Raw genomic sequence first — 25,720 nt, forward strand, 5'->3', positions numbered from 1 at the left:
ACACTCAGGTAAAGAAAAGGCACTCATAGGAGTGCCTTTTAAATATCAGCTATCTTTTTGCGTCGTTTCTAGACTTTAAATCGACCTAATATCTGCTCTTGTTCACTCACATTGTTAATTTGTTCATCCATCGCTTCATTTGCCCCGCAGGCCGCACTCGATACTTGTTCACTGAGATCTTTAATCTTAACGGTATTGGAGTTAATTTCCTCAGCCACGAGGCTTTGCTCTTCTGCCGCCGCTGCGATTTGCATATTCATATCTGAGATTTGCGTGATAGATTGACGAATTTTATCTAATGCATCATTGGCTTTTTGTGCACGTTCAACAGCCTGTACCGCACTGTCTTTGCTTTGTGTCATCGCGGTTGACACGGAGTGTGCACCTGATTGTAATTGCTCTATCATATTGCGGATTTCAGTTGTTGATTCTTGCGTTCGCTGCGCTAATGTTCGTACTTCATCGGCGACCACTGCAAAACCACGCCCTGACTCGCCAGCGCGAGCGGCTTCGATAGCGGCATTGAGGGCTAGTAGATTCGTTTGATCAGCAATATCGTTTATCACTTTAAGGATCGTTTCGATATTGTCGGTTGCCGTTTCAAGACCTTGAACCTCATGGACCGCGTCATCAATACTGGCAGACAAGGTGCTAATTGCGTTAGTCGTGTCCATGACTACCGTCGAACCTTCTTGTGTCGCATTATCGGCTTCCTGAGCTGCACTTGCGGCACCTTGAGCATTATTGGCCACTTCTGCCGATGTACTCGCCATTTCATTCATTGCTGTCGCGAGTTGTTCTAACTCTTGTAGTTGCGTGGTCATTGCTTGCGCTGATTGTTGAGCGCCATCAGTCGTTTGGTGCGTCAGCGACATGATTTTCGTCGAAATTTGTTTTGATTGAATGATTTGGTTTTGAAGATTCTCAGTAAATGTATTGAATCCTCGAGCTAACTCTGCGAACTCCTCATCGGTATTCGTGTCGAGTCTGTGAGTCAGGTCGCCATGACCATTAGCGACGTCTTGTATGGCAGAGTTAAGTGCATTTAGTGGCTTCATTAAAAAACGGATTAATATCGTCAACGCAATCACGCTGATTAATAGACCCGCTACGATGAAAAATATGGATTGGTCACGTAGTTTTGAAATTGCCGAAAACGCAATACCTTTATCAATGATCGCCCCAACGTACCAGTTTTCTTCAGGAACCATCACTAAGTTAACTTGGTAATCTTTGCCGTCAAAACTGAGTTGCTGTGTCCCTTCAACTAAGGCGATATTCGGCAGGAATGAACCAATAGGTTGGCCATTAAAGTTGCTATCAGGGTGAGCAATGGTCATCCCTTTATCAGTGACCACAAATAGGTAACCCGCATTAAAGAGGTCAGTCTGATTCACCATTTCAGCAAGCGCAGTGAGAGCAACATCAAAAACGACACTGCCTAAAAATTGTCCATTTTTGTCATTGATAGGTGAGCCCAGAGAAATGATGACGTTCTTTGACGACGAATCGACGTACGGATCGGTAATAATGGTCTCACGTGCAGCTTTAGCTTCTTTGTACCAAGGTCGAGTACGAGAATCATAATCGGCATCCGGTACCCAACCATCATTACTTACCAACGACCCTGAATTGTCATAACCAATCCCTACGGCTTGGAAAGTGCGCTTGAGAGTCGGCGTGCTAATAATGTCAATCACGTAATCTTGGTCGATTGGATTAAGTTCAATAGATTCGGTGACAGAGCTTGCGAAATCACGTTTAGCATCGAGATCGTACGAAATAGTGTTTTTAACGCCAGAGATCAGTTCATTGATACTGGTATCGATGTGGGTTTGAAGTTCACTTCTTACTGTGAGCAGTTGGGTAACACCCAGTGTAGAGACTGTTACGAGCAGCAACGCTGCCGATGCAGAAACAATTTTGTGACTAAATTTCATACATTACCTTTGATTTAACATCATCTTTCAATGGGGTGGTTAGTCGTTGAGACCTTCTTATGATTATGATTTTTTATGCCAAAGCAGTTTTTGAGTACACTGTTTTGTATAGCTGATTATATTATCGGTACCTTGTCGGTTTACTTTAATATATTTTTGCTGATTTTTACTGGTCTGAGCACTTTGCCTTATCGATAATGAGCGTGACGTAAATGTGGCTAATAATTAGTAAGGTTATGTGGTGAGCTATCAGAATTTCAATGCAATGAGATGAGTAACTTGAACAGTTGGCAAGGATTTGCTTAAGTTAATCGGCCAATATAGCAACTCAAGGAATGAAGTGAATGAAAACGATCGGATTGCTCGGCGGTATGAGCTGGGAGTCAACGGCCACTTACTATCAATTAATCAATGAAGGTGTGAAAGACGCATTAGGCGGATTTCACTCCGCTAAAATTGCATTGTACAGTGTCGATTTTTCGGAAATAGAAAAACTTCAGCATGAAGGAAACTGGCAAGAGACCGCGTGTATTTTAGGTCATGCCGCACAAGCAGTAGAGTCTGCAGGCGCCGATTGTTTGTTGATCTGTACCAATACGATGCACAAAGTCGCGAGTGACATAGAATGTCAGGTATCGATTCCGTTACTTCATATCGCCGATGCGACCGCACAGGCATTATTACAAGATGGGCGAACGGTTGTTGGGCTGTTAGGCACTGCGTTTACCATGGAACAGCGATTTTATAGGGACCGTTTAGAAGCAAAAGGTATCAAGGTGTTGGTTCCAAATGGTGTTCAACGCAGGCTTGTCCATGACATTATTTATAAAGAGTTGGTTCAAGGTGATATCAACTCTAACTCTCGTCAAGATTACTTAGAAGTTGTGGCAGACCTTCAAGAGCTGGGTGCAGAAGCTATTGTTCTTGGTTGTACCGAAATCGCCATGCTGATCAATAAAGAGCATACCTCGGTTCCTTTGTATGATACGACGCAGCTTCACAGTGAGGCGGCGATTCGTTTTGCCTTAGGTAAAGAAAGAGAGTCTTGAGCATTGCTATTCAATATTTAAGTCGCGCTAGCACAAGGTTTTGTACATCTTGCTGCTAGCACTTTTCCGCTAATTCACTCGTATTAGCAAACCAATCTTTAGGTATCAAACGTTATGCAAACGGTGTTGTTCACAACGGCTGCTGATACATGTGTAAATTATGAGATCCGGATCGTATTCATAAGATTCCTTGGCTGCAGATCACATAAATTATGACTATACATAATATTCATTAACCATTTCTGTGACATCAACAGGAGACGAATTGTGGCGTTATTACAGTCGGTATGGCGCTATTTTTTAGCGTTAACTCTGATTTGTTGTGCTGGTACTGCTCAGTCTGCTAATGAAACACTGACCGTTACGAACTCTAAAGCCTGGAAACCTTATTCGTACATTGATGACAATGGGGAACCTGCAGGGATTTTGATTGATCTATGGGAAAGCTATGGAGAAGTAAACAATGTGGATATCATGTTTGAGTTGGTTGACTGGCAACCTTCAATTGATCTTGTCAGGCAAGGGCAAGTTCATATCCATGCCGGGCTATTGCGTTCAAATGTTCGTGACCAATTCTTAGAGTTTGGAACGGATTTACTAAAACTCGATACCCAACTTTATTTCCACAGGCAGTTGCTTAATTTTGATGCCGATGTGTTTTTGCAAGGCGAACACGATTATCAAGTAGGTGTTGTGAAGGGCGGCTATGAAGAAGAATACCTTCGTGAGCATTTCCCAAATCTTATGCTGAAGTCGTTTGCTAATAACGAAAAGATGATTAAGTCGGTTTTACGGGGGGAATTATTAGCCTTTAGTGCTGACTTACAAGTGGCCAATTATTATTTACTTAGCGGCGATGTTAAGCAGGAGTTTGTCGACGTTAAGCACTTATACAGTGGTATGCTTTATATTGCCTCCTCAAAATCTAATCTAAGTACACTGGTCGATGTGTCCAATAAGTTTAACCATATCTCATCGGAAGAAAAGCAAAGGATATTAAGTCGTTGGATGCATATACAAACGGTGTACCCACAATTTTTGCTACCAGTAGCACTTGCCTTTATTGTTCTGTGCTTTGGCGTATACGCCGTGTCGCTCAAGCATAATGTCCGTAAAAAGACCGATAGCCTTACCTTAGTCAATAAAGAACTGAAAGCTTTGTCTGAGACTGATGCGTTAACTGGGCTTTGTAATCGGAGACGGTTCATGGAGTGCTTGGAAGCGTATAAATTATCCCGGACAACGCTCACTGTTATGATTCTTGATATTGATGATTTCAAGCTGGTTAATGATCGGTACGGTCATATCAAAGGAGACGTAGTGATACAAGCTGTCGCTGGCGTCATAAAGTCTGTGACCAATGATAATCAAATTGCCGCACGAATAGGTGGAGAAGAGTTCGCGGTTGCTTATATTGGTGAAGGTGTGGGGCGGTCACAATCACAGGTCGAAAGCATCGTTGCGCTTGTGCGAGGGCTTAGGGTACCTGAAGTCGAATTTACTTCGATCAGTCTTAGTGCTGGATGCGCCGTTTATAAAAATGCTTCAGATTTTGCCACGCTAGTCGATGCCGACAAACTCATGTACCAAGCCAAAGCACAAGGCAAAAACCAAGCGGTGGTAAGTGTCATTGGTCGTTGTAAAGATGACAACGTCTACGCTGAAATCGGTTAACGAATGTGCATTGCTTTGTCTAGTAACAGTAGTGGTACCTGCTGTTTGTTTTTACTTTATTCATTATACCGCTCGCCAAGGCGCGAATATTATTAGCCTGACAGACTGTTGTATGCGCTTCGACATAATGGCAATGGTCAACATTCGCGGTACACTTGTGATATTGACAATCTGTTCATACACTTAACTCAATTAACGGATGTTAGGAAATACTGTGAACGGATTGTCTGCTGCTACTTTACTGGTGTCGACTCGATTAGTGATACCGACTACATTAATGATATTGACTGGTTTTTTAGCGGGCTGTCAGCCTCAAGGTACTCAGGAACCACTACCTGAGTCATATGGCCTTGATAACGTCGATATTCTCGTCAACCAAAAGATATTAATTCCGCAAAAACTCACCGATAAAGATTACAAATTTAAAGCGGGCGTTGCCGATCTGAATAATGACGGCAATAGCGAGATAATGGTGTTGATGCAAGATAGTTATTTTTGTGGCTCTGGTGGGTGTAACGCCTACATATTTGACGCCAAAGGTCATCAAATCAGCGCGATGACCGTCACTCGCGAGCCAATTTTGCGTTCCGATCGCCGTTCTAACGGATGGAGTGATATCTTGGTATGGAGCGACGGTGCACTGAGAACCATGGAGTATGATGGTCAATCCTATCCTAGTAATCCGTCTGTCCAAAAAGAATTCGACCGAAGTGTAGAGCAGGAAATTGCACAGAAAAACGCAGAGATTCAAGAGATTTATGTGCAAGATGGTTATGATCTGTCATTTGTTGAAGAGGTGCCGATATTATCGTTTTCTCACCGTTATCAATTTGTGTTTAAGCATTATGGTGACCCAGAGCATGACTACCTACTAACCGTCAATATGCGCACTGGAGAATCGACTCTCGATACGGTTCGGTTGAAAAACACCCAGGATGGGGCGCTTGAAGCATCATATATTGACTAAGGTTCTCAACTTTGAGAAGCGTGCAAATCACATACGGTGTGTTATTGAGCTAATCTTACAATCGTAAGGTGTGCAAGGAGTGGCTTATGTTAGTTATCAAGGAAGAGGTGGTATGCCGTTTTGTACTCACTGCGTCGATGCTTTTATTTGCTTCTGGTTTAGCCGGTAAAGAGAGCAACAACACTCTGCACTTGTACAATTGGGAAGCTTTTTTGTCGGCAAAGGTGATTGGTGATTTCTATGAAGAAACTGGTATTCACCTAAAAGAAACATTCTTTGCAGATGAAGGCATTCGTGATGAGGTTATGCTTAGTGATAGACGAAATTCATTTGATTTGGTAGTTGTTGAAAGCGTTCGTCTTCAGTTGCTTGCTCAACAAGGAGCAATATCATCTCTGTCTCTGTTGCGTCAGGATATAGAGCGTCATTATGACGACAAATGGTTAAACGCCTGCGGAGATTATGGGATCCCTTATGCTTGGGGGACAAGCGGTATTCTTTACCGAAAATCAGCCTTCGACAAACCTGTTACTTCATGGAACGATTTGCTTCAACCTACAATGGCGTTAAATGACCGAATTGCGATGTATTACCACCCAATAGATTTAGTCGCAAGCGCGTTGCTTTCGATTGGCAGTGATCCATTCGATACAGACCGAGATGAGTTGTTAAAAGCTTACAGTATTTTGGAGTCACAACGACCGTTTATCAACACTCAAAACTATATTCTAAATTATATTTCTACACCAAGTAAACTATCGGAAATAGATATTGCTTATGGCTTTTCTGGGGATGCGTATGTATTAAATACAGAGGCAAAGGGGCAAGAAGATAAATGGGAATATGTGACACCAAAAGAAGGCACAACAATCTGGTTGGAATGCCTAGCCGTACCAGCAGGAGTGAAGATGACTAACCAAATCGAAACATTGATTAAGTATTTATCTCAACCCAAAGTAGCAGCGCTCAATGCCGAAGATACATGGTTTTCAACGCCTAATAAAAGTGCTTTACAGTTTGTTAGTGAAAATTATTTGCAAGACCCAGTCTTGAATCCCCCACATTCTATTATTGCAAACAGCTATTTGTACCGGCCAGTTAGCGAGTTGGGATTACTAACACGTCAAAGAATGGTAGAAGAGTTGAGGTAAACGATGAGTTTACTAAAACGGTTACACCTTTATCTCGTCCCCGCACTTAGTGTCCTGATTGTTATCGCCGGTGCGTTGACTTATCATCAACGTTTGAGCGGTTATAAAGATCTAGAAGAAACTCGTTGGCGTGATAAAGTACTGGGTGCCATTGAGGCTTCTAAATATGAAGAGCGCGGTGTCGCTGCACTTGCTCATGAAATAGCCGGAACTGCCCAGTTTATTAGGTTACTTCAAGATACCGGAGACTTGGTTCGCAGGAGCTTTGTGGAGAAACACTTAAGCCTACTGGTAGCAAAGGAACGAGTGGCAGCCCTAGGCGGTGTTAAAACGTTTGTTGCTGATGAATTGTTTAATATTATAATATCGTCACAACGTTCAGGGCCATTTGATGTGCCTACTTTATCCGATGATATTTACCAGTTAGTTTTTGATATGCACGTCAAAGTATCATTGGGTGACATGTTTATCGATGATGGTTTTACCTACCAGCTTGCTAATGGAGAGATACGTTACACGTATGTAGGAGCTTACAGTGAGCAGCTTTTCCCTGAAGACAGTCGGTCTAATAGGGAGCCTAGACGTTCGTTATTAATTACTGATGGCCCGTTGCTACAGTTGAGTGCATTATATAAGGAAATTGAATCGCTACCCTGTATCATAATGGACTTTTCTGATGTGGTTTTGTTTTCACCTAGTAACCTCCCAACACAAACCTATGAAAAAGTGGGTAATAGTATAATAGGTGGACAATCACTACGTTTCTCTAATGATCAGATGACAATTGGTATTCATATTATGGAGGAACATTACTTTGATTATAAAAAAGAGCTCTTAATACAAACTTCTGTCTACGTTATTTTAGTTGAACTGATACTCCTGTTGACAATATTTTTTGTTATTCGCTATAGAATAATTTCACCGATAAAACTATTAATAGAAGATATTAGAACAGGTGGGCAGGAGTTAAGGTATTTCAAACGCTCTAGAGGTAAAGATGAAATATCTGTGTTAAAAAATGCTTACATTGATACCTTGAGTAAAGTTAAGTTTGAAGCCGACTTTGACAATTTAACACGCCTCGCAAATAGAAGAACATTTATTACTCATATCGAGAAGCGTATAGAGTGCTACTCCAACCAACAAACGTATGTGGTGGGGTGGGACGTGAAAGAGTTTCGAAAAATAAATGATCTTTATGGAACAAAAGTTGGGGATTTAGTTTTGGTTCAACTTGCAGAGTGTATTCGCCATTTCGTCTGTGAGCATCAAACAAAGTTGGGGTTAGGCTGCAGTGATTATTCGATCAGTCGCTATTCGAGTAACCGTTTTCTCGCGGTGTTAGAGGCTGACAGTCATCAACGATTACGTAAAATTATTACTGAATTTGAACGTTCAATGAAAACGAGCATCAATATAGATGGCTATAACTTTAGTGTCGACACTTCCACTGCGGTTTTCCCTATATTCCTTGAAGGTTATAGTCACCTTTGGCAAAAGGGGCTTGAAGAGGCATTTATTAAAGCAAGAAAGATAAGAAGCTTACAGTCATTTGTATTATTTGATGAAGAACTTATCTGTCAACTAGAGCGGCGTGATGAAATAGAGAAAATTTTGTTGGGGTGTTGTGAGAATGGGGACTTTGTACTCAACTTTATGCCGTTGATCAACTCTGCTTCATTAGAGATTGAAGGCCTAGAGGTTTTAATACGCTGCCCTAAACTGTATGATTTGAATGCGGGTCCTGATGAATTTATTCAAATAGCAGAGAAAGCTAATATTATTGTTGATATTGATTCTTGGGTATTTGATAACGCATTTTTTGCGCTGTCAAATATGCATCATACATGTAACTACCAAGGTTCTATGTCTGTAAATGTTTCGGCTTTGGAATTGTACAATGAATTTTTTATTGAAAATATAACTAAGTCGTGTGATAGATATAATATACCACATCACTTAATAATTATTGAAATTACCGAAACCAGTTATGTGAAAAGTACAAAAGAGACGGTAGGATTAATTGCTGAGTTGCGAGGCTTAGGGTTTAGGGTATCGCTCGATGATTTTGGGACAGGCTTTACGTCAATAAACCAGTTGCTTAATTATCCTGTTGATGAGTTGAAAATTGATAAGAGCTTTGTGGATCGCATTGGTGTTGATGCTAACGATGAAAGGATGTTGTTTTCGATTATATCTCTAGCACATACCTGTGGAGCAAAAGTCGTGGGAGAGGGGGTTGAAGATGGCTATCAATGCCAGTATCTAAGCAAGATTGGGTGTGACTCCTTGCAAGGTTATTTATTTAGTAAACCACTAAATTATGATGACTTTTGTGCTTTTTATGAAAGCTATTCACCAAGCGAAATGGCTGAAAAATATGAAGAAATTTCTATCATTGGTATTAACAGATAACGACGATTAGTGATTGGTGTAGGGATAAGGAGCTAACGACAATTATGTTTAAGTTCTGAAGGTAACGTTCGGGAATATTTATTACTTTTGCGTCACTAGTGAAAATAATCCGGTGACGAATATATTAACATTTTGTCATGTTGATTATAATTAATGAGCGCTGTAAGTAAACAAGAGTTGAGAAGTAAAGGTCTAAAACTCAGGTGTTGAGGTATATTTACGCTGATCAGAGTCACCCGTGAGCAGACGCAGGCTTTCGACGTGAAAGTAATGTCAAACGTTCTAAAAGCATTGAACGATGAATGTTGAGTTCTTGGCTGACTGCCGCGTCCATTAACAACTCCATATCACCAAGGATGACGCGTTCTTCTAAGCTTTCTTTTATCGCTTTTATTGTGTGTTCGCTTTGGAAGGCTTCAGGTGTTTTTCCAAGTATTATAAATTGAGACCCACTGTATCGGTATAGCTTAAAATCGTGTTCTAGGTAGCTGGCAACCCTTTTCGAAGCAGTCTTAATTATAATGTCACCATAGTCAATACCATACTTTTGATTAACCTCTTCAATATTCAAAAGGCGAATTGATAACAAGCTGTAATGTGGTTTCAATAATGAATTTTTCAAGTCGTCGGTCAGTGCACCTCGATTCAAGTAACCTGTTAATGCATCGCGCCGATGGATTGTTACACGCAACCGAGACTCAACCCAAAATACAATCAGTATCAATGCGAAAAGCGTGACCAAAATCATAGTCGTGGTTTTCTGTAATAACATGAGACGTTCAAGCTCATATCGATTTTTTTCATGTATGGGGCTTTGAAGTCGAAAATTGCCGTTAATAAAAGTAATCAATTCTTGAAAACTAAGATCAATGCGGTGTGTTAAAATATGTTTATCAATCTTACCAGAAATCATTAATTCAACGGGCTTTTCAAGGCGTTTGAAATGCTCAAACTGATTAACAAAGAAAGTATGGTAATTAGCTTCTTTGATGAAATTTGCAGATTCCTTACTATTAATGATAATGTCAAACCTGCTCCAGGTGAGATCGTAAGCAAGCCAGAGGCTTTTAAAGTTAGTCGACTCAACTTTCATCTCAGTGACGAACTGCGCGTATTCTTTGACGAGCTGAAAAACAAACCAAGTTGCTTCGTTCTGCCTGTCCGATAGGTCTTCATTAATTTCGTTAACTTTATTTATAGTGACGATATTAACAGCAAGAACCGCTGCGGTTAGGGTCGCGAGTACAACCTTAGCAACATTTAAAGGAAATACTTTGATGAAACGACTCATGCTAAAGCCTTATTTCTTTCAGCTGCCAAATCATTTTTGCATGATAATCTGTATTGTCTAGCTCAGGGTAAAGTTCGAGAGAAAAGATAACCCAATATGGACCTTTCTCCCGTACACTCATAGGGTTGCCATCTTTGAGGATAGCGATGATTGGTGAAAATTGTTCAATATCTTTTTTATCTAACACAATTTGATAATTATTAAGTGCAGTGAGCGTGACAGTGTAAGGAATGTCTAAACCTGCGTCGTTAAACAAATCTTCAAAGGTAACGCCAGAAAATGTTGATGCACTATTTAACCAGGGTAAGTCGGTAGTAATTGTGTGTTGCGCCATGTTGAGCAGTTGCTGAGAGTCATAGGTGTGTACTACGTCACTTTTATCGACAATGGTGAGTTGGGCGCAGAACGAAAAATGACTAAGAAGCAGTGACATAAGAACGAGTAGCATCTTCATCGTTGATTTCCTTATCAAACGGTATACTTATAGTGAGTTTAGAAATTTATAAGCAGCTATCAAGCATAAAAGTGTGCTAATTTTGAGATTGGTGTGTATTAAGAATAAAAAAACCGAGTACTTAGACTCGGTTTTATAAACGATTCTATACAAGGTTAATCAATGAGCTCTCTTGCAGTTTGGACTACATTCTCAACGGTGAAACCAAACATTTTGAACAGTTCACCTGCGGGTGCTGACTCACCAAATGTTGTCATACCAATGATCTTGCCACCAAAGCCAACATACTTGTACCAGAAGTCTGCAATACCCGCTTCAACTGCGATACGAGCGGTCACATCGGATGGCAATACTGATTCACGGTACTCAGCATCTTGCTTATCAAATGCATCGGTTGCTGGCATAGATACCACGCGTACCTTTTTGCCTTCGTTGGTTAGCTGGGCTGCCGCTTCTACAACTAGCTCAACTTCTGAGCCAGTGGCAATCAGAATAAGTTCAGGCTTGCCTTCGCAATCTTTAAGGATGTAGCCACCCTTAGCAATGTTTGCAACTTGCTCAGCGTCGCGCTCTTGCTGAGCAAGATTTTGACGAGAAAAGATAAGCGATGTTGGACCATCTTTACGCTCGATAGCCAGCTTCCAAGCCACTGCAGATTCTACTTGGTCACACGGGCGCCATGTGCTCATGTTCGGTGTTAGGCGCAGAGAAGCAATCTGCTCGACGGGTTGGTGAGTAGGACCATCTTCACCAAGACCAATTGAGTCATGCGTATAAACTTGAATGTTTTGAATCTGCATCAGAGCCGCCATACGCATGGCGTTACGAGCGTACTCCATAAACATTAGGAAGGTCGCGCCGTAAGGTACAAAACCGCCGTGCAATGCGATGCCGTTCATGATCGCCGTCATGCCGAACTCACGCACACCATAGTGAATGTAGTTACCAGAGAAGTCTTCAGTTGTTAGAGACTTAGAACCAGACCACATAGTGAGGTTCGACGGAGCGAGATCAGCAGAGCCACCCAGGAATTCTGGTAGCATTGCACCGTAAGCTTCTAAGGCATTTTGAGAAGCCTTACGTGAAGCGATGTTGGCTGGATTAGCTTGAAGATCAGCGATGATTGCCGACGCTTTCTCTTCCCATTGTGCTGGTAAATCACCATTTACGCGTCGTTTGAATTCAGCTGCCAACTCTGGGTATGCTGCCTCATAAGCTGCAAGTTTCTCATTCCACGCTGTTTCCTTAGCTGCGCCTGCTTCTTTCGCATTCCATTCTGAGTAGATTTCCGACGGAACTTCAAACGGACCATACTCCCAACCAAGTTGTTTACGTGTTGCCGCGATTTCTTCAGCGCCGAGTGGGGCACCGTGACAGTCATGCGTACCCGCTTTGTTTGGAGAGCCGAAGCCAATAACGGTCTTAGTGCAAATAAGCGTTGGGCGAGGGTCCGCTTTTGCGGCGATGATGGCAGCATTGATTGCATCAGCATCATGACCGTCAACTGCTGGAATAACATGCCAACCATACGCTTCAAAACGCTTAGGTGTGTCGTCTGAGAACCAGCCTTCTACTTCGCCATCGATAGAGATGCCGTTGTCGTCCCAAAATGCGACAAGTTTACCTAAACCTAGTGTGCCAGCAAGAGAACAGGCTTCGTGTGAAATACCTTCCATAAGACAACCATCACCCATAAATGCATAGGTGAAGTGGTCAACGATATCATGACCTTCTTTGTTAAATTGTGCTGCAAGCGTTTTTTCTGCTAGCGCCATACCAACAGCGTTTGTGATACCTTGGCCTAATGGGCCTGTGGTGGTTTCAATACCCGGTGCGTAACCATACTCTGGGTGGCCTGGCGTTTTTGAATGAAGTTGACGGAAGTTTTTTAGGTCGTCGATTGAAAGCTCATAGCCTGCCAAGTGAAGCAGAGAGTAAATCAACATTGAGCCGTGGCCATTCGATAAAACAAAACGGTCGCGATCCGCCCATTCTGGGTTTGACGGGTTGTGATTTAGGTGAGAGCGCCATAGTACTTCAGCGATGTCTGCCATGCCCATAGGAGCACCAGGGTGACCTGAATTAGCTTGTTGAACTCCGTCCATGCTTAAAGCACGAATTGCATTAGCAAGTTGTTTACGATTCATTGTGTATTCCAATATTTATAAATGTGATTAAAAAAGGCACCGTAATAATCAGTGCCTTTTTGGGATTCGTTAAAGTTTTGCCGCTAGCATTTCTTCAAGTTTGCCTTGGTCGATAGCGAAGTTGCGAATACCTTCCGCCAATTTCTCGATAGCCATTGGGTCTTGGTTGTGGTCCCACAAGAACTCAGCATGTGTCATTGGAGCCGGGCGAGTCGCGGTACCTTTAGAGTCGATAAGTTTCTCAACGACATCGCCTTCTGCTTCTTCTAGCTCTTGCAGCAGGTTAGGGCTGATCGTTAGGCGGTCACAACCGGCAAGCTCAAGAATTTCACCGATGTTGCGGAAGCTTGCGCCCATCACTACCGTGTTGTAGCCGTATTCTTTGTAGTAGTTATAGATAGACGTAACAGAGACAACACCCGGATCTTCTTGCGCTTCAAAATCACGACCTTCTTTAGCCTTGTACCAGTCCATGATGCGACCGACAAAAGGTGAAATCAGGAATACGCCTGCTTCAGCACAAGCACGAGCTTGCGCGAAAGAGAATAGAAGCGTTAGGTTACAGTTGATGCCTTCTTTTTCGAGCACTTCTGCGGCACGGATGCCTTCCCATGTCGAAGCAAGCTTGATTAGGATGCGGTCATTTGAAATGCCCGCGTCGTTGTACATTTTGATAAGCTTACGAGCTTGTTTAATGCTGCCTTCAGTATCGTAAGAAAGACGAGCGTCGACCTCTGTCGAAATGCGACCAGGGATGGTAGTAAGAATTTCTTTACCAATGCTAACAGCAAGCATATCTCCAGCGTCTAGCAATTGCTGTGCTTTATCTTGGCTTTGTGCTTTAGCGTATTCGATCGCTTGGTCGATAAGCGGGGCATAATCTGCGATTTGTGCCGCTTTCAAAATAAGAGAAGGGTTAGTCGTAGCATCTTCTGGTTGGTACTTACGAATTGCTTCAATGTCACCAGTGTCGGCGACAACCGTCGTCAGTTTGCGTAGTTGCGCTAATTTATTGCTCATCGGTACGTTCCTATAGTTGAGGCAAGGCCGTCTCATAATCTAAGTGCGACATCAGTAGCGTCTTAAAATAGCTACTGAACAAAATCCTAATCAGCGAGCATTCATGCGTGAGCAAGTGTTTAGCTCGTGAGTAAATGTTGACCCATATTTAACTCATGCAGACGAAAAGTCAATAAAATACCCTTACAAAATGAAGCGTTCATTGGATTGCTTTTCGTTTTTGATACCAAAGGCGCACTTTTGTCGTTCGCCCTTACGGTGCGTGGCGACAGTTATCCTCGTATCGCTCACAAAGTGGCCTGAGATATTGTAATGCTATTGAGCAAATGTCATGAATGCCTTATGCTGATACATATGTTCAACGTGTGAACCAATGTACACTCTCTTTACGGGTGATTGGACGAATAGTAGAGCTTTAAGTATATGGATAACTCAGAAACAAGCGCAGATGTACTTACCCAAATTGCTGTTGCATATTATCAAGATGGCGCCACTCAAGAAGAAATATCCAAGAAATTTGGTGTGTCTCGAGCAAAAATAGGGCGCTTACTCAAACAGGCGAGAGACGAAGGCATTGTTGATATCACGGTAAAGTACCACCCAGTTTATAGCGCTAAGATAGAGCAACGCTTAGTCGAGCGTTTTGGGGTGAAGCGTGCTTTGATTGCATTGGATCAACCAGATGGTCAATCGCAGCGTAATCAGGTCGCCGGTTTAGTATCAAGCTACCTCGCGCAAACGCTGAAAACAGGGATGGTTGTTACCGTGGGGCAGGGACGTAATGTATCCGCGGTTGCCCATCATACTGGTGTTATAAGCCCACGAGCTTGTAAGTTTGTTTGTGGCATTGGTGGTATTCATCCTCGAGGTGGGCTTTTCAATGCCGATCATATTTGCCGTCAACTAGCAAAAATCTACGGGGGCTCATCAGAGACACTTTACGCCCCAGCATATGCCGAGAATAAAGAACAAAAATTGGCGTTTATGCAAAACGCGACCATTAAACAAACCCTCGATCTAGCGCGTAAAGCCGATATGGCGTTGATTGGTATTGGTGACATGAGTGAAAACAGTTACATGGTTGACCTCGGGTGGTTCACGGCCGATGAAGTGGTTCAAGCGCGCCTTCACCAAGGTGTCGTGGGGGATTTTGCTGGGTATGATTTTTTCGATATTCATGGAAATGCTGCTAATACGGTGATGAGTGACCGCGTTATTGGGCTTGGGTTAGAAGAGTTCAGAATGATTTCTGAGGTGATTGCTATTGCTTCGGAAAACAGTAAGCCAATGGCGTTGCTTGGGGCATTAAGAACGGGGGCTATCGATGTGATTGCAACCAGCGTGAGTAATGCCCTAACGGTACTTAATCTCGACGAACAGATGCGCAACGTGGAACACCGTCTCTGATAAAACAACTTTGGGTGAAAAGAGTCTTAAGAGAAATCACGATCATTAAGCGCGGTAAGCAAGGCGTGATATCGAGCAGGTAACACTCTTCTTTTCTTTTTAATAAGGTACAGTGGTTCAGTGATGGCATTGGGAGTGGGGCTTACCGTCACTAAATCTTTGAAGACGGAATGAGTGATAGCCACTTTAGGGAGTACCGTCATTCCAATGCCCATTGAGACCGGCTGAAGAATCTGGCTCAGTTGGTTGATATAGGTGACCTTCTTGACCTTTCCCCAATCTAAGTCGTGTAATTCTTCATGGCCACTGTTTTCGAAAAACTTTTCAAAATAGTGCTGTGCATCTGGGTGAGCCACGACGCCTAATGTCGTCATATCGTTCAAAATACTGCCACTAGATTGATAGTTTTTGGGTGTCACTAGGCTAATCTCTAGTCGACCAATAAGCTCGCAAGATAACTCGGATTGATTAGGGATATACGTCACGATGCCGATATCGACATAACCTTCTAGAACATCCGTTATGATCTTTCTATTTGGTGCGGCTTCTAAATTGGTTGAAAGACCAGGGTACACCGTTTGTAAAGAAAGGAGCTCAGGGTAGAGTGCGGTTGCGATTGCGCCAGGGGCGGCGATATTGAATACGCCTTGATGCGGGTCATCGAAGCTGAGCTGTTCTTTCAATACTTGTTCATGTTTGGCAAGATCAACGGCGTAACGGTAAACGATCTCCCCCTGTTCTGTGAGTTCAAAGGTCTTTCCTTCGCGACTGATAAGCGCCGCGCCTAAGTCCCGCTCAAGTTTCTTGATATGTTGGCTGACGCCGGGTTGAGTCATAAATAATTTCTCAGCCGTTTGAGTAAAATGCCCCACTTCAACCAGTGTTCTATAAGTGTTGAGCCATGTCGTATTTATCACGCGTCATACCATAATAAAAAATTATTGTTTTTATCTTATATGATAATGCAATGATTTGTCATCTTGCTTTTATGGTCAAACTTGTATTGAACTTGCTAATTAGCGAAATAGAACTACGCTTAAAGAGTCTCATAACATAGGTGACCAGATGATCTTCCTGACTCTCAAAGTCTTGCAGATTGGAATTGTATACGGGTACAAGAAGTACAAAGCTAATCCAAATGCCCACTAATCTCGTGGGCATTTTTGTGTGTCATTTAAGGGGTGATTCGGTCACTCTGCTTGAAATTGCCTCTTGTTACTCCGCTGTAACCATTCTTAATTGTTTCCATTCCGTTATACCTCAACGGGTAAGTCGAGTCGCTGGCCCCATTCTGTCCATGAACCGTCGTATACCGCTAGGTCGGTATACCCACAAATCGTCGCACCAAGAGCAAGAATACAAGCGGTCACCCCTGACCCACAACTGAACACGAGCGGTGTGCTTTTATCCTCAGAAATACCCGTAAACAGAGTCGTCAGTTCTTCTTTTGGTTTAAGAGTGCCATCGCGCATCAACTCAGCGAACGGTAAACAAAGAGAGGAAGGAATATGACCACTGCGGACGCCTTCTCGCGGTTCTTTCGCTTTGCCACTAAACCTGGCTAAAGAGCGAGCGTCGACAATTTTTCTGGTTTGTTCGGACGAATGCGTGAGAACTTGTTCCGCGGTGAGAAAAAATTGACTACTTAAGGGTTGATTTAATGATGTTACGTTCGCGTTGACATACCCGGAGTCAACGGGGTATTGATGGGCTTTCCATGCTGGTAGGCCACCAGATAAAACGTAGACGCTTTCAAAACCAAGAGCTTTAAGCATCCACCAGGCTCTTGGGGAAGCATAAGTCCCCGAATTATCGTACACCACTATGATGGAATCAGGAGTAATCCCTAGCTCAGAGGCGAGCTGGTTGAAGCGTTGCGAAGAAGGCATCATATGAGGGAGTGGATTGTTTAGATCGCAAAATACGCGGTCGTAATCAAAACGCTGAGACTGCGGAATCACACCAGATGTATCCTTTGGTGGTTCCATAGGAATTTGGAATTCAATACTGGTGTCTAAAATCACAAGAGAGTCATCTTCACCTAGTTTCTCATATAACCAGGTCGCACTGACAAGTGGCAACATTATAGTGTCCTTCTTTATTGTTGCTGACAAGACACTAATTGATAAGTGCTCGTCGTGGAAAATGGGTTTTGGAGTTGATTCAGGGTGACTAAGGTGCCAATTTGACAGCGACGGCTCAGATCCGTATTGACACGGATGGTCGATTTATCGGGAAGCTCAACGGTCAAGTAATAGCGGTTGCCATCTAAGGATTGCGTTAAGGTCTGGCTCATGACTTGTCCTTGAATCGTAGCGACTGTGCGGGTAAGAGGGAACCACAGGAGAAACGCCAATAAGCCGATACCCAAAGCGAGAAGACTAATTCCGACTTTTAATGACTGCAAGGCGCTACTCCTTTCATTTTTTATACCACGTACGCACGACCATCCAATTGCATACTTGCTAATGCTAATGCTAATGCTATTGCCATTAACTACAGGTAGGGCACGTAGGGGATTTTGGTAGCCCCAATTCTCGCCACGTTAACGTGAGTGCATCAAACATTAACAACTTTCCGGTCTTTACTTGTCCATATTGAGCGATAACTTTAATCGCTTCCAATGCCTGCATTGAGCCAATAATACCTACAACAGGGGATAAGACTCCCGCTTCAACGCAGGAAAGACTGGTATCGCCGAACAACGCACTTAAGCACTGATAGCAAGGCAGTGCCTCATTGTCATAAGTAAAGACGGATATTTGCCCTTCCATTCGAATGGCGGCGCCACATACCAACGGCGTTTTAGTTTTAAAGCATAGTCTATTGAGCTGATTTCGAGTCTCTACATTGTCTGTCGCGTCCAAGACAAGAGTATGTGTCTGGATAAGCGTTAATAATTCGTCATCGTCTAACCTGTCTTTAATCGCGGTTACCGCTATATTTGGATTAAGCGCACAGAGAGAGGCTTTCGCTGAATCGACTTTAGCTGAGCCAACATCGCTATCCGAATGTAGCACTTGACGCTGTAGGTTCGAAAGCTCCACAGTGTCATCATCTACAATGGTGAGGTGACCAACACCAGCAGCAGCAAGGTATTGCCCTGCCGCACACCCAAGTCCACCCGCACCAATCATCAATATTGATGACTGTTTTAATGCCTCTTGACCATCAAAATCAAAGTTTTTCATGATGATTTGGCGATTGTAGCGAAGCATCTCGTGATCAGAAAGAATGTCCAATTTGTCCCCTACTAATACAGCGTTGAGTTTAAGAGTTGAATTTGTACCGTCTCTCCAATCGCCACATTACCGCGATCTTGCTCTAATACCACGAAGCAGTTAGCTAGACTCATTGAGCGGAAGGCTCCTGAGCTTTGGTTACCTGTTGATTCGACTTCAAATTGGCCGTTAACGATAGAATAAATACCGCGTTGATAATCCGTGCGACCAGGGCCTTTTTTAAATGCGGTTTGCGTGATTGCAGGGATAGATTCCGGTGCTTTCCACTGGGAATGTCCAGCTAACTTTGCAAGTAAGGGCTGAACCAGAACATACATGGTCAGCACGGCCGATACTGGGTTGCCTGGTAGGCCGCAGAACCATGCGTGGTCCAGCTCACCAAAGGCAAAAGGCTTGCCGGGTTTGATAGCAAGTTTCCAAAACCCAATTTGCCCCAATTCCTCTAAGATGTCTTTGGTATAGTCGGCTTCACCCACACTTACACCGCCAGAAGTGATCACGACATCAGCGTCTTTTTGCGCACTAATAAAGGTATTACGTAGCGTCTCCTGACAGTCGGGGATAATGCCAAGATCAATCGCCTCACAACCAAAGTTGTCGATCAGGGGTTTAATGCCGTAACGATTACTGTCGTATATTTGCCCGTCTTCTAACGTGGTTCCTAACGGACGGAGTTCATCACCCGTTGAGAAAAAGGCGACCTTGGGCTTGCGAAATACTTTTACATGACTAAACCCCAATGTAGCAATCATGGGAATATCACGTGCAGTCAAACGTGCGCCTTGCGCTAAGACAACGTTCCCTTGCTCAATATCATCGCCGGTTGGACGAATGTTCATATTATGTTTGACGTTGTCTTGTATGAAGGTGATGGCGTCACCGTCAACTTTGGTATTCTCTTGCATGATGACCGCGTCACAACCATGCGGTATTTTTGCGCCGGTCATAATTCGGATGCAGGTATTCTCTGGCCAAACGCCTTCAAATGGCAGCCCGGCGAAAGATTTGCCAGCAAGCACTAACGTAGTGCTTTTTTCCAAATCAGCAATGCGAACCGCATACCCATCCATTGCTGAATTATCAAAAGGGGGTACGTTGATAGGGGATAACAAGTCTTCAGCAAGGACAAAACCGAGTGCTTCGGGCAGTGAGCGTTCAATCGTGTCTGTGATTGGTTTTATTGGTGTGAGCATTTTTGATAATGCTTCTTCGATTGGCATTAAGCCCGGAGCGTCGCAGCAACCCATAAAATATGTATTCCTAATTCATTGCTAATATCGTCCAGATTTTATCATATTTTTTGTCAATAACGCGGATAGAAAACTGGGATAGTCGACAAAACTAACCATAAAATGGGGGGTGTAATTACTATTGAATGCGCGTATCCTAATCATCCCTTGCGGGACTAGTAAGAGGTAAGTAAATGTCAGCGCTAAGCGAATCTGCAATATTGGTCAAGGAAGCTCTCTCAAAACGTGGTTTAGAGACACCAATGTTGCCAAACACAGTCAGTCGAGAAGAGAAAAAAGAACGCATTGAACACCACATGCGGGAGATTTTGACGTTACTTCAACTTGATTTAACTGATGATAGCTTAATGGAAACACCACAACGTATCGCTAAAATGTACGTCGATGAAATTTTTTCAGGCTTGGACTACGAGCGTTTTCCAAAGATCACTGTTATTGAAAACAAAATGAATGTCAGCGAAATGGTGAGAGTAAAAGACATTACTGTCACCAGTACATGTGAACATCATCTTGTGACCATTGATGGCAAGGCCGCGGTGGCATACATTCCTCGAGGTAAAATCATTGGCTTATCGAAAATCAATCGTATTGTGCGATTTTTTGCCCAACGACCTCAAGTACAAGAACGCATGACCCAACAAATTCTCGTCGCACTGCAAACCTTGTTAGAAACAGATGATGTTGCAGTGACAATGGATGCTGTACATTATTGTGTTAAGTCACGAGGTGTGATGGATGCAACCAGTGAAACGACGACAACGGCTCTAGGCGGGATATTTAAATCTATTCCGGCGACCCGTCACGAATTTTTAAGTGGTCTTAGATAATACGTTATGCTTTTTAAGAATTGATTGATTTTAACAACAACGCCTTCGAAATTCGAAGGCGTTGTTGTATTTAGCATTCGTTTTCAGCCATACTATTGAAAATCTAAAGGAATTATAAGATAGAGTCAGCTTATTACTTCTGGTAATGGATGCGGTAGTGATGAATAATCACTGTTAAGTAAAGATCTGTCTCGTTGGACTAGTTGGATGAATAGACTTCAAAAAATCTATAACTATGCAGAGCCAAACCTATTTTTAGTGGTATTAATGGGAGGACTCGGCTTTCCGTTATATTATTGGATGTGGGATTTTATATTTCCACAAGCCTATGAAAATCTCTGGCTACGACTCGCGTGCAGTGCTTCGGTGATGGTGTTGGCCTGTCGTCACTATCTACCGCGAAGTTTGAAGCAATATCTTCCACACTACTACTTATTTTCAATAGGGCTTTGCCTGCCTTTTTTCTTTTTTTACATGATGTTAATGAATAATTGGTCCGATGTTTGGGTCTTATCTTTCATGTCATCCATCTTTATTCATATTTTGCTCGTTCATGACACTCGAGTGATGTGTATCCAAGCCATAATATCGTTACTGCTGGCGTCCGCTGTTGCTTATTTTGTCTCGGATGGTACGGTAGAATTTGCACACAAGCTCAGTTTTATCCCTATCTTTGGCTTTACTTATGTGTTTGGTAACCTGTTTTATTTTAGAAACCAAACTGAACACGAAGCAAAAGTGTCCATTGCCAAATCGTTTGGTGCGGGTATTGCGCATGAAATGCGAAACCCGTTAAGTGCCTTGTTATCTTCGTTTGAAGTGATGCGCTCCGTTGTGCCGAATAGTAATTCGTCTTATCGACATTCTTATCATCTGAATGCACAAGAAATCCAAACGTTAAACGATATCATTGATGAGTCAATGAAAGTCATTTGGGCGGGTAATGAAACTATTGATCTATTGTTGACATCCATTGACAAAAATAGGGTATCTACCTCCACGTTTTGTAAGCACCGAGCTAGGTTTGTCATTGAAAATGCGGTAAAAAGTTATGCCTACAAAAACGAATCAGAACGAAGAGCGGTAAACCTAGAACTCGATGAAGACTTTGAGTATCTGGGCAGTGACACTTTGCTTAAGTACGTTGTTTACAATTTGCTTAAAAATGCTTTTCGTCATAGAGGTGCTGAGCGATTTACCATCTCAATCCGCTCTAAAAAAACCGGTGATGGCTACAGTTTACTCGTTAAAGATACTGGGTTAGGTATTGAACCTGATCTGATTAAGAATATATTCGAAGATTTTTATACGACAGGAAAAAATGGCACATTTGGGCTTGGACTCTCTTTTTGCAAAAAAGTGATGACGTCATTTGGTGGTCAAATTAAGTGTCGTTCGATTCAAGGGAAGTGGACAGAGTTTGAACTTAAGTTTCCTTATTACGCTTCAAGTACCATTAATCATATTAAGCTTGATCTTATGAAATCAAAATCCCTTCTTTATATTGGTCAAGATAGCTCAATGATCAAAGAAAAGCTCAATACGATTGGTGCAAGCACCGATCTCAGTGTTAAAACGGTATCGATGGCAGAAGCATCGACGTATGAAGAACATCAATTTGAATATAACTTGATTATTATTGATGGTCGATTAGACCGGGATGGCTGGGCATTAATGTCACGCCTTGAAGGAAAACTCTCATTTACTGAGGCAAGAATCGCCTTTTTACATGATCCCCTTGACGTACGAAACTTGTACTTTCAACGCTACGTCACCATTGAATTGTTTGAGTGGCAAAAATTCTTTGATAACCCTAGTGCTTCATTAGACTATTTAATGTTTGATGCCTTTCGTGAAGTTGATGAAGTCCCTTCTTATAACGAAATTTCAAGTCAACGCACGGTTATGATTGTCGACGATAATCATTCTTTACGTTCTATTACCACAATTATGCTAGAGAAGCAGGGCTTACATGTACTGCAAGCTGAGAATGGGCAGGTCGCACTTGATAAGCTGGCAACGGAATCGGTGGATCTGATATTGATGGATATCGAAATGCCCGTTCTTGACGGCTTAAGTGCAACTAAAATTATTCGAGAATCTAACACCGCCTATGCCTCAGTACCCATCGTGGGTTACACGGGTGACAAAAGTGAAGAGACCATTGTAAAAATAAACGAATATGGCATGAATGACTATGTCGTAAAACCGACACCTAAAGATGAGCTTATAGACAAAGTAGCGGCTTGGATTTAAATGCTACCCATTTCCCCTAGCGCCTTTCACGCTAGGGGCGTACGTAATCGTGTTAACGCTTTGTCTGACGCGCCGTTAATGTGCTTTACACTTAATCACTTATCTAGCAAGAGTGACATTACTAGGTGCTCATTGTGACCAAATGCCTATTAGTCACCAAACACATATTAGTTACCAAACATCTATTAGGTTCCCAACACATATTAACTACCAAGCACCTAACAGCTAACGAGTGCTTGATCGTTTCCTAGTATTTAATCGTTAATCAAAAACCAATTCGGGATTGTCCCATGCTTGCTGACAAACGTTGATTACACGATTTAATTCCTCAAGTGTATGCTCGGCATTAACAGAAAAGCGTAATATGTGCTTTCCATTTGGCGTTGCTGGTGGACAAAAGATTGAACCAAAAATGCCATGACTCTCAAAGAAGTTGCGTACTTTAAGCGTGTTCTGAGCATCACCAGTATCTAAACCAAAGATTTGCGATTCACTGCGAATATCAAACCCAATATTTCGTAAGCGACGACCTAAGTATTCTGCATTGTCTTTCAAGGTTTTACGTCGTTGGTCAGCCGCAACAATGACCTCCAATGTCGTTTCTAAGCGTTTCATTTCATACGGCAGCATAGCCGAACTAAATATTGCCGGATAAGCGACCATAGGAATACAGTAGGCTGTTTTCTTGTTTGCCAGAATAGCGCCGGCTCGGTAAGAAAAGGTTTTCGCTAGGCTTGCTGTAATGAAATCTACATGTTCTGTTAATCCAAGCTCTGCGACCAGTCCTGCTCCTTTTGGTCCATGTGTGCCTAACGAGTGTGACTCGTCGACGACTAGTGCGCATTCGTGTTCGTAGGATATAGACACAAGGTCAACTAAAGGAGCAATCGTTCCTATCGTGCTGTAGATTGAGTCAACTAAGATGATGCCTGGGCCATTTCTCTTGATTTGTCTATTTAGATGACGAGTATTGTTGTGCATAAAAGGAAAGATTTTTGCGCCAGCTATACGCGCGCCTTCCCATAACGATGCGTGGGCAAAGAAATCGATGTACACATTTGTATCTTTATTGCATATCGCCTGAAGTAAATTAATGTTTGCTGTCCAACCCGATTGCGCGACCAAGCAACTCTCAAATCCGGTAAGTTGTGCGAGTTTTGTTTCAAATGCCGGTTTTTTATCACTACCAAGCAGAAAAACACCCGACATTAATAGGCTTTCATCATTGTCTTGGATGGCTTGGATATGTGCATTTTTAATGGTTTCGTTACTGTTGAGACTTAGGTAATCGTTAGTTTGCATGACGACATCACCAGATTTCGGTTGCATACCACAGATAATTGGTTTTTTATCGGCATTCGAATGAATACGATCTTCAATGAAAAAATCATGCTTTTGAGTAATAAAATCAGGGAGAGCCTTTTTAATCTGAGTTAAGTGCATAACAGTATTCTCTGTGTAATTGAAATTATAAGTCGGCCGATGTATTTATTTATTGCCGATCAGAGAGTTGCTGTCACTAGCCAAATACTTATTATTTGGTGATGGTTGCAGAATGAGCTATAACTTATATTAATATGTTTATTTTGCTTATACCGATAGGGGGTCTAAGTGTTGCAAACCTTTTGTGCTTTCAGATGTTACTGATAAAAACATCACTTTCTGGCAGGGTATTTCAATTCTGGCCAATACATAAAAATAAAGCCAATACTTACCCAAATAACTGCAAATGTTGCAATGGTGAGTTCAAGAAAGCCAAAGTTGTGTAACCAGTGCCAATGAGGGTATTCGACCTCAAAAAACGAGGTGAGTCTGTGCATCGCAATTGAGCTAATGACGGATGGAAACGTGATTGCTGCAATAGAGGGTTGAAACTTAAGTCTCAAGAGTCGGAAGTAGCATAGGTAGATCATCAATGTCATCGTGATCGCGATACCTGCGAGTGCTCCCGTCAGTATGGGATCTGGCTCATCGAAGTTGATGAGGTAAGCGGATAATGTCAAATTAATGGGCGCCGCCATTATCGCGAGCGTAGGCCTTGCTCTCTTTTTTAGTACGCCTTCAAATACCAAACGATATAAGACAAGAGGAAGCATGAAGAAATAGATGCCAATGCAGATGCTAGCGATCGTTTCTGAATAAACCGTATGGCCAAACTGGGTTCCGGCCAACGAGCTACTTATTAATCCAACAGGATATAAGAACCAACTAGGGACGATGTTTGCTATCTTAAAATTACGTAACTGATAAAAGAAAAACAATAACGCTAGAGTAATATGTAACGTTAAAGCTGCGAACCAAAGTGGATAGGCAACAAGTGGTAATATTACTGCCAAATAATCACATAGTATTAATAATGCCATGCTCATTGGCGCCATTAAGCTGCCGGTCAATGAATGTTTAATGTCAGCCGAAAATATATGCTTGTTCAAGAGGTACTTTAATAAAACGGGGATGAGTAGAAAAGCCCCAATCGCAGCTAAAATGGGTTGAATTTGTTTACCAATACTAGGGAGGTACAGTGCCCATGCGTGCCCAAGGCCAATTATCCCAAGGGCCAATGAGGCCTGGGATGTTGGGACATTATGAAACTGAGTTAATCGTTTTACAGCGGTTATATCCATCGGCAC

20 protein-coding genes are annotated in these 25,720 nt (G+C 42.5%); 8 read left to right on the top strand and 12 right to left on the bottom strand.

Features of this window, described 5'->3' with window-relative positions:
- Window positions 1–68: 68 nt before the first annotated feature.
- Window positions 69–1,940, bottom strand: a complete 1,872-nt coding sequence (locus AB4405_RS13270) for a methyl-accepting chemotaxis protein (RefSeq protein ID WP_372061237.1) — start codon at window positions 1,938–1,940, stop codon at window positions 69–71.
- A 344-nt stretch (window positions 1,941–2,284) separates the two neighbouring features.
- Here AB4405_RS13270 and AB4405_RS13275 point away from each other — a divergent pair, with 344 nt between their 5' ends.
- The 5 genes from AB4405_RS13275 (at window position 2,285) to AB4405_RS13295 (ending at window position 9,196) form a co-directional block, all read left to right on the top strand.
- Window positions 2,285–2,989, top strand: coding sequence for an aspartate/glutamate racemase family protein (locus tag AB4405_RS13275; RefSeq protein ID WP_372061239.1), 705 nt, complete (start codon window positions 2,285–2,287; stop codon window positions 2,987–2,989).
- 267 nt (window positions 2,990–3,256) lie between these two features.
- Entirely contained in the window at window positions 3,257–4,663 is a 1,407-nt protein-coding gene (locus tag AB4405_RS13280) for a sensor domain-containing diguanylate cyclase (protein WP_372061240.1), read from the top strand.
- A 214-nt stretch (window positions 4,664–4,877) separates the two neighbouring features.
- A complete protein-coding gene (locus AB4405_RS13285; protein ID WP_372061242.1) occupies window positions 4,878–5,630 on the top strand; it encodes a hypothetical protein in 753 nt (250 codons plus the stop codon).
- 86 nt (window positions 5,631–5,716) lie between these two features.
- Window positions 5,717–6,781, top strand: a complete 1,065-nt coding sequence (locus AB4405_RS13290; RefSeq protein ID WP_372061244.1) for a PotD/PotF family extracellular solute-binding protein — start codon at window positions 5,717–5,719, stop codon at window positions 6,779–6,781.
- A 3-nt stretch (window positions 6,782–6,784) separates the two neighbouring features.
- The gene (locus tag AB4405_RS13295; protein WP_372061246.1) at window positions 6,785–9,196 is read left to right on the top strand and encodes an EAL domain-containing protein; all 2,412 of its coding nucleotides are present in this window, start codon (window positions 6,785–6,787) and stop codon (window positions 9,194–9,196) included.
- 232 nt (window positions 9,197–9,428) lie between these two features.
- Here the strand turns inward: AB4405_RS13295 and AB4405_RS13300 are convergent, their stop codons facing one another.
- From AB4405_RS13300 to tal, 4 genes are all read right to left on the bottom strand, one after another.
- Window positions 9,429–10,487, bottom strand: coding sequence for a GGDEF domain-containing protein (locus AB4405_RS13300; protein WP_372061247.1), 1,059 nt, complete (start codon window positions 10,485–10,487; stop codon window positions 9,429–9,431).
- A gap of 1 nt (window position 10,488) precedes the next feature.
- Window positions 10,489–10,941 carry a hypothetical protein gene (locus AB4405_RS13305; RefSeq protein ID WP_372061248.1) on the bottom strand — a complete coding sequence of 151 codons (453 nt, stop codon included), beginning with the start codon at window positions 10,939–10,941 and terminating at the stop codon, window positions 10,489–10,491.
- A 155-nt stretch (window positions 10,942–11,096) separates the two neighbouring features.
- On the bottom strand, window positions 11,097–13,088 hold the full coding sequence (tkt, locus tag AB4405_RS13310; protein ID WP_372061249.1) for a transketolase: 1,992 nt from the start codon (window positions 13,086–13,088) through the stop codon (window positions 11,097–11,099).
- Between the two features lie 69 nt (window positions 13,089–13,157).
- Complete coding sequence (gene tal / locus AB4405_RS13315) at window positions 13,158–14,108, bottom strand: transaldolase (protein WP_102470317.1); 951 nt, start codon at window positions 14,106–14,108, stop codon at window positions 13,158–13,160.
- Window positions 14,109–14,531: 423 nt separating this feature from the next.
- Here tal and AB4405_RS13320 point away from each other — a divergent pair, with 423 nt between their 5' ends.
- Window positions 14,532–15,515 (top strand): sugar-binding transcriptional regulator, encoded by a 984-nt coding sequence (locus tag AB4405_RS13320; protein ID WP_372061251.1) that lies wholly within the window; start codon window positions 14,532–14,534, stop codon window positions 15,513–15,515.
- A 26-nt stretch (window positions 15,516–15,541) separates the two neighbouring features.
- Here the strand turns inward: AB4405_RS13320 and AB4405_RS13325 are convergent, their stop codons facing one another.
- The 5 genes from AB4405_RS13325 to moeA form a co-directional block, all read right to left on the bottom strand.
- Window positions 15,542–16,432 carry a LysR family transcriptional regulator gene (locus AB4405_RS13325; RefSeq protein ID WP_372061252.1) on the bottom strand — a complete coding sequence of 297 codons (891 nt, stop codon included), beginning with the start codon at window positions 16,430–16,432 and terminating at the stop codon, window positions 15,542–15,544.
- A gap of 336 nt (window positions 16,433–16,768) precedes the next feature.
- Window positions 16,769–17,602, bottom strand: a complete 834-nt coding sequence (locus AB4405_RS13330) for a sulfurtransferase (protein ID WP_372061321.1) — start codon at window positions 17,600–17,602, stop codon at window positions 16,769–16,771.
- Between the two features lie 11 nt (window positions 17,603–17,613).
- On the bottom strand, window positions 17,614–17,922 hold the full coding sequence (locus tag AB4405_RS13335; RefSeq protein ID WP_102470313.1) for a hypothetical protein: 309 nt from the start codon (window positions 17,920–17,922) through the stop codon (window positions 17,614–17,616).
- Window positions 17,923–18,007: 85 nt separating this feature from the next.
- The gene (gene moeB, locus AB4405_RS13340) at window positions 18,008–18,757 is read right to left on the bottom strand and encodes a molybdopterin-synthase adenylyltransferase MoeB (RefSeq protein WP_372061253.1); all 750 of its coding nucleotides are present in this window, start codon (window positions 18,755–18,757) and stop codon (window positions 18,008–18,010) included.
- 11 nt (window positions 18,758–18,768) lie between these two features.
- Window positions 18,769–20,004, bottom strand: coding sequence for a molybdopterin molybdotransferase MoeA (gene moeA / locus AB4405_RS13345; protein ID WP_372061254.1), 1,236 nt, complete (start codon window positions 20,002–20,004; stop codon window positions 18,769–18,771).
- Window positions 20,005–20,180: 176 nt separating this feature from the next.
- On the opposite strand from moeA, the gene folE reads away from it, so the two are divergent.
- On the top strand, window positions 20,181–20,834 hold the full coding sequence (folE, locus tag AB4405_RS13350; protein ID WP_102470310.1) for a GTP cyclohydrolase I FolE: 654 nt from the start codon (window positions 20,181–20,183) through the stop codon (window positions 20,832–20,834).
- Between the two features lie 207 nt (window positions 20,835–21,041).
- On the top strand, window positions 21,042–23,090 hold the full coding sequence (locus tag AB4405_RS13355; RefSeq protein ID WP_372061256.1) for a response regulator: 2,049 nt from the start codon (window positions 21,042–21,044) through the stop codon (window positions 23,088–23,090).
- Between the two features lie 261 nt (window positions 23,091–23,351).
- On the opposite strand, the gene cqsA is transcribed toward AB4405_RS13355, so the two are convergent.
- The gene (gene cqsA, locus AB4405_RS13360) at window positions 23,352–24,533 is read right to left on the bottom strand and encodes an alpha-hydroxyketone-type quorum-sensing autoinducer synthase (protein ID WP_372061258.1); all 1,182 of its coding nucleotides are present in this window, start codon (window positions 24,531–24,533) and stop codon (window positions 23,352–23,354) included.
- A 212-nt stretch (window positions 24,534–24,745) separates the two neighbouring features.
- Complete coding sequence (locus AB4405_RS13365; RefSeq protein ID WP_372061259.1) at window positions 24,746–25,714, bottom strand: TDT family transporter; 969 nt, start codon at window positions 25,712–25,714, stop codon at window positions 24,746–24,748.
- Window positions 25,715–25,720: the final 6 nt, after the last annotated feature.

Source organism: Vibrio sp. 10N.261.51.F12 (assembly GCF_041471725.1).
In the GTDB taxonomy this organism is placed as follows: domain Bacteria; phylum Pseudomonadota; class Gammaproteobacteria; order Enterobacterales; family Vibrionaceae; genus Vibrio.

Bases quoted from the DNA above. Each gene is read 5' to 3' on its own strand.
- AB4405_RS13270 (WP_372061237.1), bottom strand. From the start codon at position 1,940: ATGAAATTTAGTCACAAAATTGTTTCTGCATCGGCAGCGTTGCTGCTC.
- AB4405_RS13295 (WP_372061246.1), top strand. From the start codon at position 6,785: ATGAGTTTACTAAAACGGTTACACCTTTATCTCGTCCCCGCACTTAGT.
- AB4405_RS13365 (WP_372061259.1), bottom strand. From the start codon at position 25,714: ATGGATATAACCGCTGTAAAACGATTAACTCAGTTTCATAATGTCCCA.
- AB4405_RS13300 (WP_372061247.1), bottom strand. From the start codon at position 10,487: ATGAGTCGTTTCATCAAAGTATTTCCTTTAAATGTTGCTAAGGTTGTA.
- folE (WP_102470310.1), top strand. From the start codon at position 20,181: ATGTCAGCGCTAAGCGAATCTGCAATATTGGTCAAGGAAGCTCTCTCA.
- moeA (WP_372061254.1), bottom strand. From the start codon at position 20,004: ATGGGTTGCTGCGACGCTCCGGGCTTAATGCCAATCGAAGAAGCATTA.
- tal (WP_102470317.1), bottom strand. From the start codon at position 14,108: ATGAGCAATAAATTAGCGCAACTACGCAAACTGACGACGGTTGTCGCC.
- tkt (WP_372061249.1), bottom strand. From the start codon at position 13,088: ATGAATCGTAAACAACTTGCTAATGCAATTCGTGCTTTAAGCATGGAC.
- AB4405_RS13305 (WP_372061248.1), bottom strand. From the start codon at position 10,941: ATGAAGATGCTACTCGTTCTTATGTCACTGCTTCTTAGTCATTTTTCG.
- cqsA (WP_372061258.1), bottom strand. From the start codon at position 24,533: ATGCACTTAACTCAGATTAAAAAGGCTCTCCCTGATTTTATTACTCAA.
- AB4405_RS13355 (WP_372061256.1), top strand. From the start codon at position 21,042: ATGAATAGACTTCAAAAAATCTATAACTATGCAGAGCCAAACCTATTT.
- AB4405_RS13275 (WP_372061239.1), top strand. From the start codon at position 2,285: ATGAAAACGATCGGATTGCTCGGCGGTATGAGCTGGGAGTCAACGGCC.
- AB4405_RS13290 (WP_372061244.1), top strand. From the start codon at position 5,717: ATGTTAGTTATCAAGGAAGAGGTGGTATGCCGTTTTGTACTCACTGCG.
- AB4405_RS13320 (WP_372061251.1), top strand. From the start codon at position 14,532: ATGGATAACTCAGAAACAAGCGCAGATGTACTTACCCAAATTGCTGTT.